A 16,206-nucleotide genomic window follows, 5' to 3' on the forward strand; every position below is an offset into this window, starting at 1 on the left:
ATGGACTTTACTGTTATTGCTGATAACTGGCAGTACTTACTCTTTGGTGCTTATCCTGACGGACCTTTAGAAGGTGCAGCGCTAACCGTTTTTATCAGTATTATTGCGGGTATTGCATCTATTATTTTAGGTACATTAGGTGGCATTGCACTGGCAATGCTCAGAGGTGTATGGGTTAACCTTTTTGCGGCTTTTTTAGGCTTTTTCCGCGCTATTCCCGTCATTATGTTGATATTTTGGGTCTATTTTCTATTGCCTGTGGTATTGGGGATGGAAATACCTGAAATCACCACCGTCATTTGTGCGCTCGCTTTAATTACATCGTCTTATATTGCGCATGGTGTCAAAGCGGGTATTTTGGCAATAGGAAAAGGGCAATGGCAGGCGGGATTATCTTTAGGCTTTAATCGCTGGCAAGTGTTGTGGCATATCGTATTGCCACAAGCATTACGCATGATGGTGCCTTCATTTATTAATCAGTGGATAGCTTTAATTAAAGATACTTCATTAGCTTATGTGGTAGGTGTAGGCGAGCTTTCATTCTTAGCCACACAAGTCAATAACCGCAGTATGGTTTATCCAATGGAAGTCTTTTTATTTGTGGCTTTTATCTATTTTATTCTCTGTTTTTCATTGGAAATCATAGCTAATCGGATCAACCGATCATTTTCAATACAAAAAGAAAAACATCCTTTTTGGCAATCCTTATTTTCTTGCAAAAAAATACCATTGAGTGAAAAAGTCATTTAACTAAACGCCTCCCCTAATGGGATCTGTTAGGGGAGGTTAAATAATAAAGATAAAAATCGCCTAGCTCTTAAATTTTTTTAATGTATTTAATCGTAAGATCATATCAAATGCTAAAATAAATTCCTGATGGAGTTTATATTTTCTCTCAATAAAATAAAGATAAACCACTAAAGATAAACTAATAGAATAAATAAGAATAAAACTTTCTATTATATTAATAACATAAAATAACAAACAGATGAGTAACGTACCTACTGGGATCAGCGTCATAAACAATAATATACGAAGAAATAGGCTCCTCTTTTTTATCTCAGAAAAGTCTTCTTCAAAAGAATAGCAAATAATCAATCCCATTAAATAATTAATTTTGCTTGCTTTCGATAATAAAAGCATAATAAACAGAACACTATATAATAATATTATCAATGAAATAATAAATTCAATATTAAGATAACCTTGCTCTAACGAAAAGGCAGCACTTTTATAGAGAGGATGCACAATAGGAAAATTAACTAACAGACTTAAAATAACTTCATTAACAATGATATAAGATATTTTAAATTTTTTTCTGTTACTATTATTCAAAGAAAAGTTATTTAGATAATGAATTGATTTAGTAAAATAAAATTTTATTACAACACTCATAAATAGCCATATCATCATCGGCGATAATAAAAAACCAATAAAAATAATCACATATATTTGATTATCATAATTAACTTCTATTAAATAAGAGATACTAAGAAAACTTGTAATCACAACAATTATATAAAATAGTGAGAGAACAAAAAACCGATAAGGTGTTTTGTTACTATATTCATATTTTTTACTGTTATTTTTAAAATAAAACTTCTCAGAGAACGTACAATATAACCAATATATTCGTTCATTTATAATAGCACTCAAAAAGATCACTATAAAAATAGCAAAATTACCAATAAATAATTCCCAGTAACTTAGAACAGTATAATTATTAATAAAACATAAGCTTAATACGCTCGAGGCAACATAAATCGGAATTAACATAGAGTAATGATGCGATTGTGCATAATAATGATAATTAGGTAACATTATCGCTCCTATATATAAGATGATTAAATATAATCATTAAAATGCAGTATATTTTTATCTTTTAAAGAACATGAACTTTTAGCCAAATAATAGAGTGATCGTTTATCGCCAAGCTCTATAAAATTTTTATATCCTAAACTCCCCCACAACGCCATCGTTGCAGTCCATTTAACGGTTTCTGTCAGTTGATTGACTAAGTTCTGCTTTATCGTCTCAATATCTGTTGTTACATCAGCCGAAACATTCATCACCACGGGTTTATGGGGTATTGAAAATGGGATTTGTTGCAAAAAATGAGCGAGTAGTTTTTTACCCTCTCTCATTAATTCAGTATGCCAAGCGCCATTAACGGCTAATTTACTGGTTTCTATTTTCATTTTAACTAATTGATTAACGATCTTACGCACACTTTCATACTCTCCACCAATAACTTGGTAAAGCTCGCTATTATCACAACAAATATTTACCAATGTAGCCATATTTTGTTGTTCAATAAGGGCAGATAAAGTCTGATAAGAGCAGCCTTTAACCACATACATAGCCCCTTTTTTATTTGTAGCCAACTGTTGCATTATTGAAGCGCGGTAACTGATTAGCTTAAATACAGATTCAAGTCCAATCACATTCGCGGCGAATAGCGCTGAATATTCACCCGCACTATGACCTGCATATCCAGCCTCATTAACGCAACAACGTTCGCGCAATAAATAAAGAGTGGCGATATTGATCGTTGTTATCGCCACTTGTTGATAGTGAGTTTGTATCAACTTATTCATCGGCCCTTTTAAACAAATAGCCCTTACATCAAACCCAGCGATTTCACTCGCACAATTCCAAACCCATTTTATCGATGGAGAATCGCTATACGCTCTATTTCCCATGCCTAAATAAGGCATACCTTGGCCGGGGAAAAATAAAATCATTTCTTCTTTTTGATGATGTTCGCTGTCTGTTAACGGCATATAATACTCCTAAATATTAATATTATTTTTTAAATTTATTTAAATAGTGACTAATTTTAAAAGTAGAAACACAAGAGGCTGTTATCGCGGAGAAAAGCAGTAACAAAGGTATTTTTAACATAACATCATATTGCCATAACCAAGAAATCATTATTGGATAGCTGTTATCAGCTGATATTTTAATATTAATTTGTCTCATATTAATCAACCAAGATAATAAATTCCCAATTAATAACATTGATATTGAAATAGCTATTACTATAAAAATAGCCAACAAAATAAATAGACGAGAAAAACTGCCCTTCCAAATACCTATTTTATTAAATTCAATAATATCGCTTATAGATTTCTTGATGCTAATGACAACTATTTTCTTTATTATAAGATAAGAAAAAACAGTAATAACACCATATAGAAATATAATTGACCAATTAAAGAAGGTCATTATAGATACAATATAATCTTTCCTTTCCATAGCTGAAACAATCTTCAAATTTAAGGATTTTTCTTTATTTATTTTCTCTATTATTGATATAACATTATCAATATAATAACTATTTTTTAATAAAATATTTATTCGACTTACATTTTTATTCTTTTTTAAATCTTGGATAGTTTCCAATGGAATTTTAATAGTTGCATAAGGGTAAGCCTTTATTTGCGTTTTAAAAATACCACGAACATAAGTGGGTAGGACTATTTTTTCATTTTCATGATTAACAAATATAACATTAACCCAATCACCATAATTTATATTTATAGAACTAGCCATAGTTTTATCTACGGTGATCTCTGTTTTTTTGATATTAGATAACTCACTTCCTAAAGTAGTTAGATCGTATGCCCCTATGGATAATAATAACTGAGGTTCAATCGCTAGCCCCCAAAAAAACATAATTTTTTTATTAATTAAATTTTCCACCGCCCCTAAAAAAATAATTTGAGGTGAGATTGTCTGTATTTTTCCTGATAGTTCAACATTCTTTGTTAATAAATCGATAATCTCTTCAGAATTTGTTATTTCTAAATAACTATTTTTATCATCAATATTATTTTTATTCTCTTTCTTATATATTTCTATATGACCAAAATTAGAATATGCAACTTGTTCTTTTAATAAAAAATAGATGTGATTATAAAAGCCATGATAAAGAAATGTCACCACAGAAAGTAATGTAAGAAAACATAAACTTCGATAAAAATAACCAATTGAACGATAGAACAAGCCTAAAGTATACTTTATATAAAACCAAGATAATGAAATAGAAAGTAACATTATAAATATAATTACTGTGATAAATATAATAATATTTTCCATTAATTACTCTCTAATGTCAGAGGCTGAATAACCGCGGTTTTTTCAATAGGTAACCACGGAGGAACGCCTGTTAAACCATATTTAGTCATTATTTTATGTGCTTCACTTTCTTTAAGTAATTGGGCTATTGCACTCTCTGCTTGTGAAAACTGATGACAACCCCATAATGACCGTATATACATATATTTGATCATTGGAATAAGATCAGCACTTATATTGTTATTTTCAAATAATTGCTGACTATCCTTTTTAGCAATAACACAGCGTCCTAAATCATGAGGTGTAAAGGCATCCATTCTTAATCGTAAATAAGCTAATCGCCAATTATCTGGATTTTCTTCCACTGCTTCATCAAGATAAAAAAACGCCTGTTTTATTGCCCTTGCAGCCTGAGAATAATACTTACTATTATGATAAAATTCAGATAAAAAGACACTTGCATACCCATAAATTATTTTATCAAATTGATTATTATTTTTTTTAATATCATTATCTAAATATAAAATTAATTTTATTAATTTAGAACTTTCAGTAAAATTATTTAACGATATAAAGATAAAAAAATGATTATTAAGATTTCTATTATTTGTTTTACTCTCTACTTGAAGAAGAAATAGTAACATCAGAATCAAAACTACAGTAATATTGTTAACGCTTCTCCTCATCATATAATTCTCCATTTTTAAGTCTCATAATATTATTCACATCCGAAATGGAGCCATGACAACTCGTTGTTAATAATATTGGCATTGATAGCTCAGTGTGTATTTTTAATAATAATTGAATAAAATAATAAAAGTTATCTTGATTGAAATTACCATTATTATAATTAGCAATAATACACTTAGGTTTTTTCGCCAAAACTCTAGCGAAAGCCACTTTTAATAATTGTTCTGATGATAATGTTTTTAGTCTCTGATGATAAAGTTTTTCTATTCCCATAAATTTAAGTGAATTTATAATTTGACACTCTCTGTTTTTTTTATATTTATAGTTTAATATTGAATAATAAATATTATCAAACACGCTACAATCATTAAAAAAATAGTTATTTCTAGAGATAAAACCGATCATCTCATTTCTTAATAATGCACGCTGTTTTTCATTCAATGAATGTAAATAAAATCCTGATAAATAAGCATCGCCAGTATATTGAATATCGATACCTGAAATAATATTAATCAACGCATCTTCTTCATTATCATACTGATATCTAATTAATGTAAAATCATCATTATTTATATTAAACGTGATGTTTTTTAATATGCTTTTTTGATTACTCTTATCACCAACGCGCTTATTAATATTAGAGAGAGAAATCAATGCTATTTGAGACGCTTTTTTTATTACACTCATAAATTACCCTACTATTGCTTCCAACAATCAAGTAGCCAAGTGCCATTTTCTCCATCAAATGCACTCAAAATATGATGTGAGGAAGAGCCTCCTATTTTTTGTAAATGATCAAACATAAGAACCGGCGTAATAAATCCACTATCACCATAAAGGCGGTTTAAAAAATAACGATTAATATGAGAGGGTAGCATTGACAATGTTGCTTCTAGAATAGAAATATATCTATAAGTTAGTAAAGCAGCAGTATAAATTGACTTAGTATTTTCATTAATTAATTCATCCCACTCATTCCTTAGTTTTTTTATTGCCTTTCTTTTATTTTTATCAATAGAAAAATAGCGATTAATATAAATAGAAATATCTGATCGCACTTTTTTACTTACAATAATACAAGCCACTCTTTCAATACTGTTGATATGATTAAGTGTTTTGGGTTTAAAAAAAGAGGCTAATGGTTGTCTGTCTATTTCACTAAAAGATAAAATAGGTATGGCTCGAAAACCGCCACAAATAAAAATATTATCCAAAAGAGCACTATTAATTAATTTTTGTGCTAATAGTAATGCTGACATCATGCCATTACGTTCACCTCTTATCTTACAAGAGAAATTTTTGATGCTATATTTTTTTATGATATTTCTAGGAATAATATTAAGAGTAAAAGCATCTCTTAAGCTATCAATCTGCTCAAAAGCGGTTAATTCTCCCCATGCATCAATATAAATAATGCCATTTCTCTCTTTTTTTAATTGAAATTGTGACTGAGTATCTAAACAAGAAAATGCTTGATCAACCACGTTCTCTATCGCATATAAATAAGGGCGACAATTTGTTTTTCTTATTCCCTCACGTAAGTACATATCATAATTGACCCCATAGCGTTGAAAACTCCAACTCGTTTCTCCGCTCTTTTTAGCGACCAAACGTAACATATGTGATTCCCATACGTTGTACCATGAAGGAATAAAAGGCATAAGTGGCTCTTGTGGCTCGTAAAAAGCATAAGCCGCCACATTAATGGCTTCAGAGGATATTAATAGGCTCATCTTTGATCCTTATTTGCCATTAATATCATGGCAATAATAGAACCATCCATACCTAAACCTATTTTTAATACTGGTTTGGCATTATATTTCACACACCCTTGATTTACTAAAAAATGAAGCCCCATAGCATCATCTATTGGATAGTGTGTATTAGATGAGATCAGCCTATTATTTTTTAATGAATCAGCGATAATCATTAAATCAATAATACCAGAACAATTAGAAACATAGCCTATCTGCCCTTTATAACTAATAATGGGAATAGGCTGTTTAAAAATATTAGCAATCGCTATTGTTTCAGCTTTATCACTAATAATCGAACCATTGCCATGAATAAAAATGGCGCCTATATCACTCGGAAGATAATGGCTAATCTCAAGAAGCTGTGAAATAGCTTTTGATATTGTATAAAAATTAAATAATGTTCCTCCCATTGCGCGTTCAGCATTACTTTGCATAAAACGGGTATGGCTGATATAAGCAGGAGCTAGGTATTTTCTGGCGTGAGTATGTTGTTGATTTTCTAAAATTATGACTGCATAACCGTCTGATAAAGTGACTCCATCACTATATTTACTCAGTGGTTGAGCATATTCTTCGACCAACATACCTTGGCTATCCATAAAAGCAATATCTTGCAAAAGTAGGCTATTCCACGATAAAACAACCACAAAATCAGCCATATCTTGGCTTATTTCATTATGCCCTATGTGGACAGCCATTAATGCAGAGTTACTGGCACAATAAATAGGGATAGGTGGAAAATCTAACTGATATTCAGTAAACAATTTGTTTGCTAATTCATCCTGCGCATAAGATGTCGCATGTAGTGATTTTATTTGTGGAGAATATTGAACATCTTCCACATCATTTTTATCATAAAATCCTTGATAATCAATAAAATCTGCTCTTGGACCGTGCCCTGCAAGATACATTTTAACGCGTGAACAACGAAACTTTTCAAGAGTTATATTGGCGCGTCTAAGGCTGTTGTTAATTAATTGCGTTAGCTTTTCAAAAATATTATTTTCTTTATTCTTATATTGGATAACTGCAGGATTGTGATTAAGTTTAAAATATTCTGTAAAATAATCGTCGGTAAAATACTTTTCTGTTTTAATGGGTGATTTTGATAATAACTGTTCAGAAAGTAGATTAAAATTGGCCATTGAAGGTAAATCTATTTCCCATCCACTTATTGCAATATTTTTCATAAAAATTTCCTTATGATAATTGCATAGTGATTTCCCCCTTCTGATGAGCCAATAATTAAAGCATTTTTTATTCGCTTATTTATGGGTTGAGTAACAAAATTAATATCATCAGCAATAAAATTTTCTGTATAAGGAATAGGAATAATGTTGCTACTTTCCATCATATGAATAACTAAAGAGAGTGCTAATATTCCAGAGCACGATTCGACTAAGCCAAAAAAAGCATTATAATTCACCACAGGCACAACATTAGCCCCTTGATAGAATATTTGCCGAATCGCTTTTATTTCAACGCAATCATTCTCTTTATTTCCATCACTAGTACCACAGATAAGATCAATCTCTTCAAAACTAAGTTGCGCCTCGGATAATGCTTGTTTAATTGCTTTACATAGCGCTGCCACTCTATCGGGAATATTTTCATCTTCTAAAAAAGCATTATCATTTGCTTTACCATAGCCTATGATTTCAGCATAAATTTTAGCACCACGATTGCGGGCATATTCCTTATCTTCAAGAAATAACATACAAGCACCCTCACCGGGGATATAGCCTGTTTTCGTGTTTGAGTAAACCTGATAATCTGTTGCGTTCGTGGTCAGATTCACTTTCTTACTCATCGCTTGAAAATAGAGCGAAATTGAGCTGAAATGCTCATCAGCCCCACCAACAATCACTTGAGGCTGTAAATCTTGTCTAATAATTTCATAGCCATAGGTTAATGCACCTAATGCAGCATTAACTCCCGTTGCCAAGGTGGTTGTATACCCTTTGATCCCCTCAGTAATAGCACAAAATGTTGATACTGCACTCATTAACGTGCCTGGAAACTCTGAAGTTCTTACTTTTTTAGGATCTGGAATTAAACTTTGTAAATAGCGATTAACAGTACTTTGTGGCCCTTTTGACATACCTAAAATAAAGCCTAAATCATCACCATTACGTTTAATTTTTCGTCTAGCATCAGCCAGCGCTTCATTTAACGCTAATAGTGCATAAGTGCCACTAGGAATAGCTTTTCTAGGATCATAACAACGTAATAATTTTTTCGGATTAGCCCCAGTAATAGCATGATAAAAGGCGCTATTATTCAAACGATCATCGATATTAGGATCAAAATAAGGATGTCCTAATGATTGCTCAAAATCGTTATCTTTTATCACTACGGACATTAATTTATCGATATCTTTTTGCACATCATTATCAAATACAATTTTTTTTAATGTCCCTTGTTTTCCAGATAAAATAGCCGATATCATTTCCATTACATTATTTCCAATGGAAGTAATAGCCCCTATTCCGGTAATAACAACGTGTTTGGCTTTATATTCTTTCGTTTTTTTATCTGTAATATAAGGGCTAGCAATAATAGAGCAATTATTTCCTCCAAAGGCATAATTATTTTTCATAAATAATTTTACTTTTTTATCTTGAAATAAATTCGGCACATAATTTAAATCACAGGTATGTCTTGGCTGAGTGAAATTTAACGTTGGTGGGATTTTATCTTCGGCTAAACTAATAAAGCAGGCTATGATTTCAACGATACCTGCAGCACCAATATTATGCCCCACATAAGATTTTGTGGAGCTTAATGGAATACTATCAATATTAGGAAATACTTTTTTCATCGACATTGTTTCAATGCGATCATTTGCTTCTGTTCCTGTGCCATGCACATTAATATAATCGATATCATTAGGAGTAATACCCGCATTATCTAAAGCTTTGCGCATGACTTGCACGGCACCATTTCCTCGTGGTTCGGGGCCAGTTTCATGATAAGCATCACAAGAAGTAGCATAAGAAATAATTTCACCATACATTGTTGCTCCACGAGCGACTGCATGTTCATAATCTTCCAAAACTAATGCGCCAGCACCTTCGCCAATTGACATACCTGGCGTACCAGAAAAGGGAGAAGTTGGCGTAGTTTTCATCACGTTTAATGCATAAAAACCAGCAAAGGTAGGGAGATAAATAGGTTCTGTACCTACAGCTAAAACAACTGGATTTTTTCCATTTTGAATATAATCATAACCCATGCCAATTGCATTAGAGCTTGCTGTACATGCTGTCGCAACTAACTCAACGCCGCCTCGCAAGCCCAGTAAACTTGAGACACTGGAGCAACAAGATGAGAACCCTCCTGATAAAATGGCCTTTTTAATAGAAAAATCATCAATATGCTGTTCAAACAGAGGTAAAAAAGCTTCAGTACCCGCAGAAGAGACACCAACAATCATTGCCGTGTTATCTAATATCGTTTTATTTTCTGCTAAACCTGCTTGTAGTAGCGCTTCATAGCAGACTCGATATGCCCACAATGCCGCATTATCTAATGATCTAGCAATATGTTCAGGTATATTTGAATAATCTAGTGGCATCTCAATTTCAGATGCATTGGCATTTTCAAACCATTTTAAATAACGTTTACTTGGCTTAATATTACACTGCCTATTAAAAAGAACTTGTTTAAATTGAGGTACATCTTTAGCTAAAGATGATAAAATCCCCATTCCGGTTATTACAACCCGACGGCGTCTACTATTCATGGTAATTCCTATATAATATCTATTAGAATTAATAAATATCTTTTTAAAATTTTAAGATTTAATTATTAATATATTCTCTTTCAAGATAACTATTTTCAGTTGGATTAATAATTAAACTTAGATTATTAACAAAAGGAATACTTGTAGTAATAAAGTTAATATCACCATTAGCTGTTTTTATTTTATAATCATCAATATCAACGTAGGCAAAATCCCGCTTTAATAATATTCTTCCGACATAATTATTTAATATAAAAGAGTACCCTGCTTGGATCACGACACCTATCTTTTCATTTTTATAATAGACTTGATCGCCTTCTGAGATATGGGGGGCTTCATGCCCATTGAGTATTCTTGCTCCAACTATTTTTTGAGTAACACCACTCTCAGAGCGTTGCTTTATCGCCTCTAGCCCAATAAATTCATCCTTATCGTAACTAATTGCCCACTGCATTTGTAACTCAATGGGACATCGGCTAAATGGGTTAATCACTTGTGGCTCCCAGCAAGGATTTTCGAGTCGAATATTTTTTAAATCATCGATTCCCCCTATTTCTAAATCATATTTCTCAGCCAATGCACTCAAATTTTGCCAAAGTTGAATTAACTTATCTTCCTCGCCCATAATATGGTAACAATATTCACCGTGCTTACCTACACGCATAGCAATCACATCTTCGTTCACATACATAAACTCATGAAAGGGTAATCCGATAATATCCATACCAAATATTTCAGATAGAATTTCCCAAGCATAAGGTCCTTCTAGACAGATCATTCTCCAATTTGATGAGAGAGGCGTAATAGTATCAATCTGATAACTTTCTGACTGTTCTTCTTCATCAAATACTTTTTGTACATGCTGACATAATAATTCGCTATTCATCCACTCAGAAATTAAGAAATAATGTTCGTTATCGCATAACACATAAGCATCACTCATTATCTTTCCTTCTTTATCAAGAAGAAGTGTATAGAGTAATTGTTCATCACGAATAGATGAAATATCCGCAGAAATAAGATAATTTAATAATCGCCAAGCATCACTGCCAGAAATTTTCACCATGCCATAATGAGAAAAATCTGTCATTAATATACTATTTCTTACAGAAAAATACGCTTTATGTTCATTAGAATAACTTTTTGGAAGCATGACGCCATTATATTCCGCAAATAATATTTTATCTTTATTGTCCATTTCAAAATATTTCATAACATCTCCAATTAATAAAAAAGATATTTCTTAATTTCAATTATACATCTTCTTTTTCTTGTAACTTATTTAAAATAAATGTTGTTAAGCTATTTATCGTCCTCATATAATAGGGATCGTCTCCCTCTGTTACTTGAATATCAAACTCATCATTAAGAAAAACAATAATTTCTGTTGCATCAACGGAATCTAATTTTAACCCACTACCAAATAAGGGAGTATCATCATCAATTTGATTAATAGTTTTATGTAAATTAAGCCGTTCAATAAGCCCCTCTTTTACTCGCTTTAACATTTTTTTTCTTTGTTCAATTTTCTCATTTAAACTAGTATAATTTTCCATAATATTAATATCCTAAGTTTCATTTTTATCTGAATGGTAATATGCTCTAAAATTTACTATTGTGCCATTTGCAATTATTTTCTTTCCAACTCTAGCCTCAACTGAATAATGTTTAAAATTATTCTCATCAGAAAATAATAAAATACTTTTTATTTCTATTGTATCTCCGGGATATGCAGAATTTTTATATCTTAAGTTTTGTGAAGCCAGTACACCGGAAACTTTACTTCGATGCTGAGTTAAAATTATTTCAGATCCCGGTTCATTTATTGCTTTCGATATTTCTTTAAATGTTTTTAATTCAATATTTCGCTCTGCTTTATAAATCGAACAGAAATCATCGATAAAAGATAAATACTCGCTTGCTTGGCCAAAGATTTCAGCGACCACAATTCCTGGCACCACAGGATCGCCAGGGAAATGCCCTAATAAATACGGATCATTAAAAGTAACATGTTTGATAGCTCTAATTATGGATTTTTCACTTGGTACAAAATCGATTATTCTATCTACCATTATTGTTGGTTGTCGCCATGCCCCTATTTTTAAAAATAGAGCCGGTGGTAGTAACGATTGATTATAGAGGCTCATAACGTTTATCTCTCATCGCATCACCATGCCACCATCAACGATTAACGTTTGCCCAACGATATAGCTAGATGCCTCAGAGCTTAAAAATAAAATGGTATTGGCAACTTCAGAGCTTAATCCTAATCGCTGTAATGGAATAATAGATTTAATATGACGTACCACTTGTCGTGATACTTTTTTAACCATATCAGACTCAATCATGCCCGGAGCCACTGCATTAACTCGAATGCCTTTATTCGCTAACTCCGCAGCCAAGGTATGTGTGAAACCAATAATACCTGCCTTAGCTGCGCTATAGTTACTTTGGCCAATACTCGGTACAATTCCCGCAATGGAGGCAACATTAATAATGGTCGCCTTTTCTGCCGACCTTAAGAAAAGTAATAACTGTTTAGTAAATTGGCAAGTTCCTAATAAATTCGTTTTAATAACATATTCAAATTCATCCATATTTATAGTAGAAAATAATTCATCTTTAATAACACCTGCATTATTTACTAATACATGAATAGCGTGAACATTCGCTTTGAGTATTGCTAAAAAATCACCAATCGATTTATTATTATTGATATCACATTGTAATATATGCAAATAGTCACAATCTTTATTTTCTTTTTTTAATTTATCTAAGTTACTTCTATTTTTGTGATATATAGCATAAACATGACATTGTTGTTCAAGATATTTATGGCAAATTGCTATGCCTACATCGCCATTGGCTCCCGTAACAATAACATTCTTATTTTTTAAATCAGAATATATAAACATAATAGAACACCTATAAAATACATCAATTAAAAATAGCAATAGCTACTGCGTAATGTTCACAATGAGAAATACTTAATGATGATTTAATTAGTTTTCTTTTCTTAAATAAATTATAAAAATTTCCAGTGAAAAAATAAAAAGGCGCTCCATATTTATCATGCCTTATTTCAATGTCATGAAATAAGATACCCAATCTAAATCCTGTACCTATTGCTTTTACAGCAGCTTCCTTTGCCGCCCAAAAGCCTGCAATACGATGATAGTTTTCGTTAACTACACCAATACTTTTCCTTTCATAGTCTGTTAATAATAGTTGAATTAAATGTTCTTTATTTCTGGTAATTGCAATAGTAACTTTTTTTATTTCTATAATATCAGTTCCAATTCTCATATTTTCTAATACTCAAGATAATGTATCATTTAATATATGAGCGATAAAATATCGCTCATATACAGATTAGAAAATATTATTCATTTATAGGTCCAATAATTTTACCCTTGTTGATAAAAGCACCCCGATTATTAATGGTAATACTGTTTCTACCAACAATAGTGCCTGATTTCTCATTAGTAATGTTTTCGCCAGAAATAGTAGAATCTTTTATTGAATTGAGAATACCGTAGTTAATAATATTTCCTTTCACATTTAATTCGAAACTATTTTTACCAGACATAATACTATTAGCAGCGTTGGTATATTTGCCGTTAACCGTTACACGTAAATGTTCCACACCGGAAATTACACCATGATTTTCAAAATCTCGATTAACCGCCACCTCATTATCACCACTTGATGCAATAACACCTTTTAAATTATTACTTTCAACCGTACCGGTGTTATTGTTTTTCAATGTATCAGTTTGTAATTTTAATTTATCTCGGCCAAATAACGTTCCTTGTAAATTGGAAAAAGAGCTTGTCACTACAGAGGCATTTTTATATGATGCGATAATACCATTTTCATTATTAACAGAGGTAAATTCAATATCAATATCACCATTTTCTGTCACAATACGCCCTCCTTTATTTTCCAATAATTTATGACCTTGTAATTTCATTTCTCCTTTACTAATTAACCCCCCTTTCTGATTGGATTGACCCAAATAGAACCCCATTTCTGTTTTAAAATCCGAGCTATTATTATTGGTGAGTTCTGGTGTATCAATTTCTAATTTCTGCTGAGTAATCACAAACCCTGATATATTGTTAAATTTATCCGTTTTAAAATAAAGGGAATCACCTTTAATAACACCTTTATTATTATTTATATAAGGTGCGTTAATAGTAACCTTGTCGCCCTCTAAATAGAAAACGCCAAAGTTATTATCTAATGTTGTAGATAAAGTCACATTAGCCCCGTTTTTCGATGCTAAACCACCATAGAGGTTTTTGATCTTAGTGCTATAAAACGTTAAGAAACCACCGGATTTAATCTGTCCCCATTGATTAGTAATATCGCCTTTGTTAGTAAAACTCATATTACCATCTGTAGCAATAATGCCTTTATCATTGACTAGCCCAGCAATATTAACTGTCATACCATCTTTACCGCTAAGAATGCCTAATGAATCATCACTTGCAGTATCTGCGGTTATACCGGCATTTTTAAGTGCTTTACCATTAGTATCAATTTCAATATAGGTGACTGAACGTAGACGACTATTAGTATTATTCATTACACCACTATTAATTTTAATGCCACCGGATGCATCAATATAAGCATCAATATTATTGAAGTCTTTTAGGTTTGTATTAATATCAATCACATTCTGAGAATTAATTTCTCCATTTTTGTTATTAAATAAACCACTGTTAATTGCAATGCCATTTGTTGCTGCAAGACCAAGATTGCTACCCACCGTTGCTGTATTTGTTATTGTTTTTCCATTAGTTCGAATATCTAATTTATCTTTACTCGCAATATAGGACGCATTATTTTTTAATTCACCACTTTTGATTGTGACATTTCCAATAGCAGAAATATTACTACCAAGGATATTATCGAGTTTCTCCCCTTTAGTATCTATTACAATGGTTTTCAAACTTTCTATTTCACCTGTACTATTTTTAACGCCTTTATCGAAAACAATATTAATATCACCTTTTGATAAGAATTTACCTTTATTATTTTCAAGTAAACCATTATGAGTAAGATCAATTCCCCCCTCTGCAGTTTCAACGCTACCATTATTGATAAGTGGTGAATTGTTTTCTGTGCCAACAAATTTTAGTAACAAGCTTCTAACCCCAGCATTTTTGATCACTTGTAAGCTATATTTACTAATCGCCCCTGTTGGCTTTTGCGCAATAACTGTATTGTCTTGTGCTTTAACTTCATTAGTCCCAGTTATAACATTGACGTTAATACCTGATGCATTCACTGGCTCTTCAATAGAAACATTACGAGCAATGAAATCAACCTGTGTTGAAACTTTATCAAAGACAGTATTACCTTTAACGGTAATATTTCCTTTTTCAACTTTATAACTATCAACCATGTCATTTTGTACATTTACAGTACCTGTTGTCAGAACCACGCGATCGGTACTAAGGAAATTACAGCTACTACAAATAATTCCCGCAGGATTAGATAAAATCACGCGCGCATTCGTTCCTGCTACCTCAACAGGACCATTTAGCATAATGGCTTTTTTAGCGTTAACCTCAAGAATAATATCTTTTGCAGCACCGCTTGATAAATTACTATTACCTGCAATATGCCCAGATAATTGGGTCTCTGCACCGTCTGTACTATTATTTAATATTAATCCCACTTCAGGAACATCAAAACTGGTCAGTAAGTTACGCGAATAACCATTAACTACGGCTGCAATATTAAGAACATTAACATTACTATTTTCTTGCTCTTGTTGCGCCACGATATTAGCCATAGGATCAGCTTGTACCACAGTCGTCATATTTAACATTGATAACACAGAGAAAACTAATAAATTAATTTTAAAAGAAGCTTTTTTTTTCATATTCATTATAGTTACCTTATATTAAGAAGATTATTAAT

Annotated in this window: 15 protein-coding genes; 1 reads left to right on the plus strand and 14 read right to left on the minus strand. The window is 31.7% G+C overall.

Annotated features, from left to right (window positions below):
- Positions 1 to 750 (plus strand): amino acid ABC transporter permease, encoded by a 750-nt coding sequence (locus tag BTA34_RS15770; protein WP_151436360.1) that lies wholly within the window; start codon positions 1 to 3, stop codon positions 748 to 750.
- 60 nt (positions 751 to 810) lie between these two features.
- On the opposite strand, the gene BTA34_RS15775 is transcribed toward BTA34_RS15770, so the two are convergent.
- The 14 genes from BTA34_RS15775 to BTA34_RS15840 all read right to left on the minus strand — a co-directional run bounded on the left by BTA34_RS15775 (position 811) and on the right by BTA34_RS15840 (position 16,174).
- The gene (locus tag BTA34_RS15775; RefSeq protein ID WP_151436361.1) at positions 811 to 1,821 is read right to left on the minus strand and encodes a hypothetical protein; all 1,011 of its coding nucleotides are present in this window, start codon (positions 1,819 to 1,821) and stop codon (positions 811 to 813) included.
- 23 nt (positions 1,822 to 1,844) lie between these two features.
- On the minus strand, positions 1,845 to 2,783 hold the full coding sequence (locus BTA34_RS15780; RefSeq protein WP_151436362.1) for an ACP S-malonyltransferase: 939 nt from the start codon (positions 2,781 to 2,783) through the stop codon (positions 1,845 to 1,847).
- A 22-nt stretch (positions 2,784 to 2,805) separates the two neighbouring features.
- Complete coding sequence (locus tag BTA34_RS15785) at positions 2,806 to 4,101, minus strand: hypothetical protein (RefSeq protein ID WP_151436363.1); 1,296 nt, start codon at positions 4,099 to 4,101, stop codon at positions 2,806 to 2,808.
- Entirely contained in the window at positions 4,101 to 4,769 is a 669-nt protein-coding gene (locus BTA34_RS15790; RefSeq protein WP_151436364.1) for a hypothetical protein, read from the minus strand. Before BTA34_RS15790 ends, BTA34_RS15785 begins: the two co-directional genes overlap by 1 nt.
- Positions 4,750 to 5,457 (minus strand): ATP-binding cassette domain-containing protein, encoded by a 708-nt coding sequence (locus BTA34_RS15795; protein ID WP_151436365.1) that lies wholly within the window; start codon positions 5,455 to 5,457, stop codon positions 4,750 to 4,752. Before BTA34_RS15795 ends, BTA34_RS15790 begins: the two co-directional genes overlap by 20 nt.
- An 11-nt stretch (positions 5,458 to 5,468) precedes the next feature.
- Positions 5,469 to 6,470 (minus strand): ATP-binding protein, encoded by a 1,002-nt coding sequence (locus tag BTA34_RS15800; protein ID WP_265576114.1) that lies wholly within the window; start codon positions 6,468 to 6,470, stop codon positions 5,469 to 5,471.
- 29 nt (positions 6,471 to 6,499) lie between these two features.
- Complete coding sequence (locus tag BTA34_RS15805) at positions 6,500 to 7,717, minus strand: beta-ketoacyl synthase N-terminal-like domain-containing protein (RefSeq protein ID WP_151436367.1); 1,218 nt, start codon at positions 7,715 to 7,717, stop codon at positions 6,500 to 6,502.
- Complete coding sequence (locus tag BTA34_RS15810; RefSeq protein ID WP_151436368.1) at positions 7,714 to 10,272, minus strand: beta-ketoacyl-[acyl-carrier-protein] synthase family protein; 2,559 nt, start codon at positions 10,270 to 10,272, stop codon at positions 7,714 to 7,716. Before BTA34_RS15810 ends, BTA34_RS15805 begins: the two co-directional genes overlap by 4 nt.
- Positions 10,273 to 10,330: 58 nt before the next feature.
- Complete coding sequence (locus tag BTA34_RS15815; RefSeq protein ID WP_151436369.1) at positions 10,331 to 11,485, minus strand: aminomethyltransferase family protein; 1,155 nt, start codon at positions 11,483 to 11,485, stop codon at positions 10,331 to 10,333.
- A gap of 40 nt (positions 11,486 to 11,525) precedes the next feature.
- Positions 11,526 to 11,828 carry an acyl carrier protein gene (locus tag BTA34_RS15820; RefSeq protein ID WP_151436370.1) on the minus strand — a complete coding sequence of 101 codons (303 nt, stop codon included), beginning with the start codon at positions 11,826 to 11,828 and terminating at the stop codon, positions 11,526 to 11,528.
- Positions 11,829 to 11,840: 12 nt separating this feature from the next.
- On the minus strand, positions 11,841 to 12,419 hold the full coding sequence (locus BTA34_RS15825; RefSeq protein WP_151436371.1) for a 3-hydroxyacyl-ACP dehydratase FabZ family protein: 579 nt from the start codon (positions 12,417 to 12,419) through the stop codon (positions 11,841 to 11,843).
- A 12-nt stretch (positions 12,420 to 12,431) separates the two neighbouring features.
- Positions 12,432 to 13,187, minus strand: a complete 756-nt coding sequence (locus BTA34_RS15830) for an SDR family oxidoreductase (RefSeq protein WP_151436372.1) — start codon at positions 13,185 to 13,187, stop codon at positions 12,432 to 12,434.
- A 22-nt stretch (positions 13,188 to 13,209) separates the two neighbouring features.
- Positions 13,210 to 13,578: a holo-ACP synthase gene (acpS, locus tag BTA34_RS15835; RefSeq protein ID WP_151436373.1), complete on the minus strand. Its 369-nt coding sequence runs from the start codon at positions 13,576 to 13,578 to the stop codon at positions 13,210 to 13,212.
- A 76-nt stretch (positions 13,579 to 13,654) separates the two neighbouring features.
- Complete coding sequence (locus BTA34_RS15840) at positions 13,655 to 16,174, minus strand: filamentous hemagglutinin N-terminal domain-containing protein (RefSeq protein WP_151436374.1); 2,520 nt, start codon at positions 16,172 to 16,174, stop codon at positions 13,655 to 13,657.
- Positions 16,175 to 16,206 lie beyond the last annotated feature (32 nt).

Source organism: Proteus sp. CD3 (assembly GCF_008808075.1).
In the GTDB taxonomy this organism is placed as follows: Bacteria; Pseudomonadota; Gammaproteobacteria; order Enterobacterales; family Enterobacteriaceae; genus Proteus; species Proteus appendicitidis.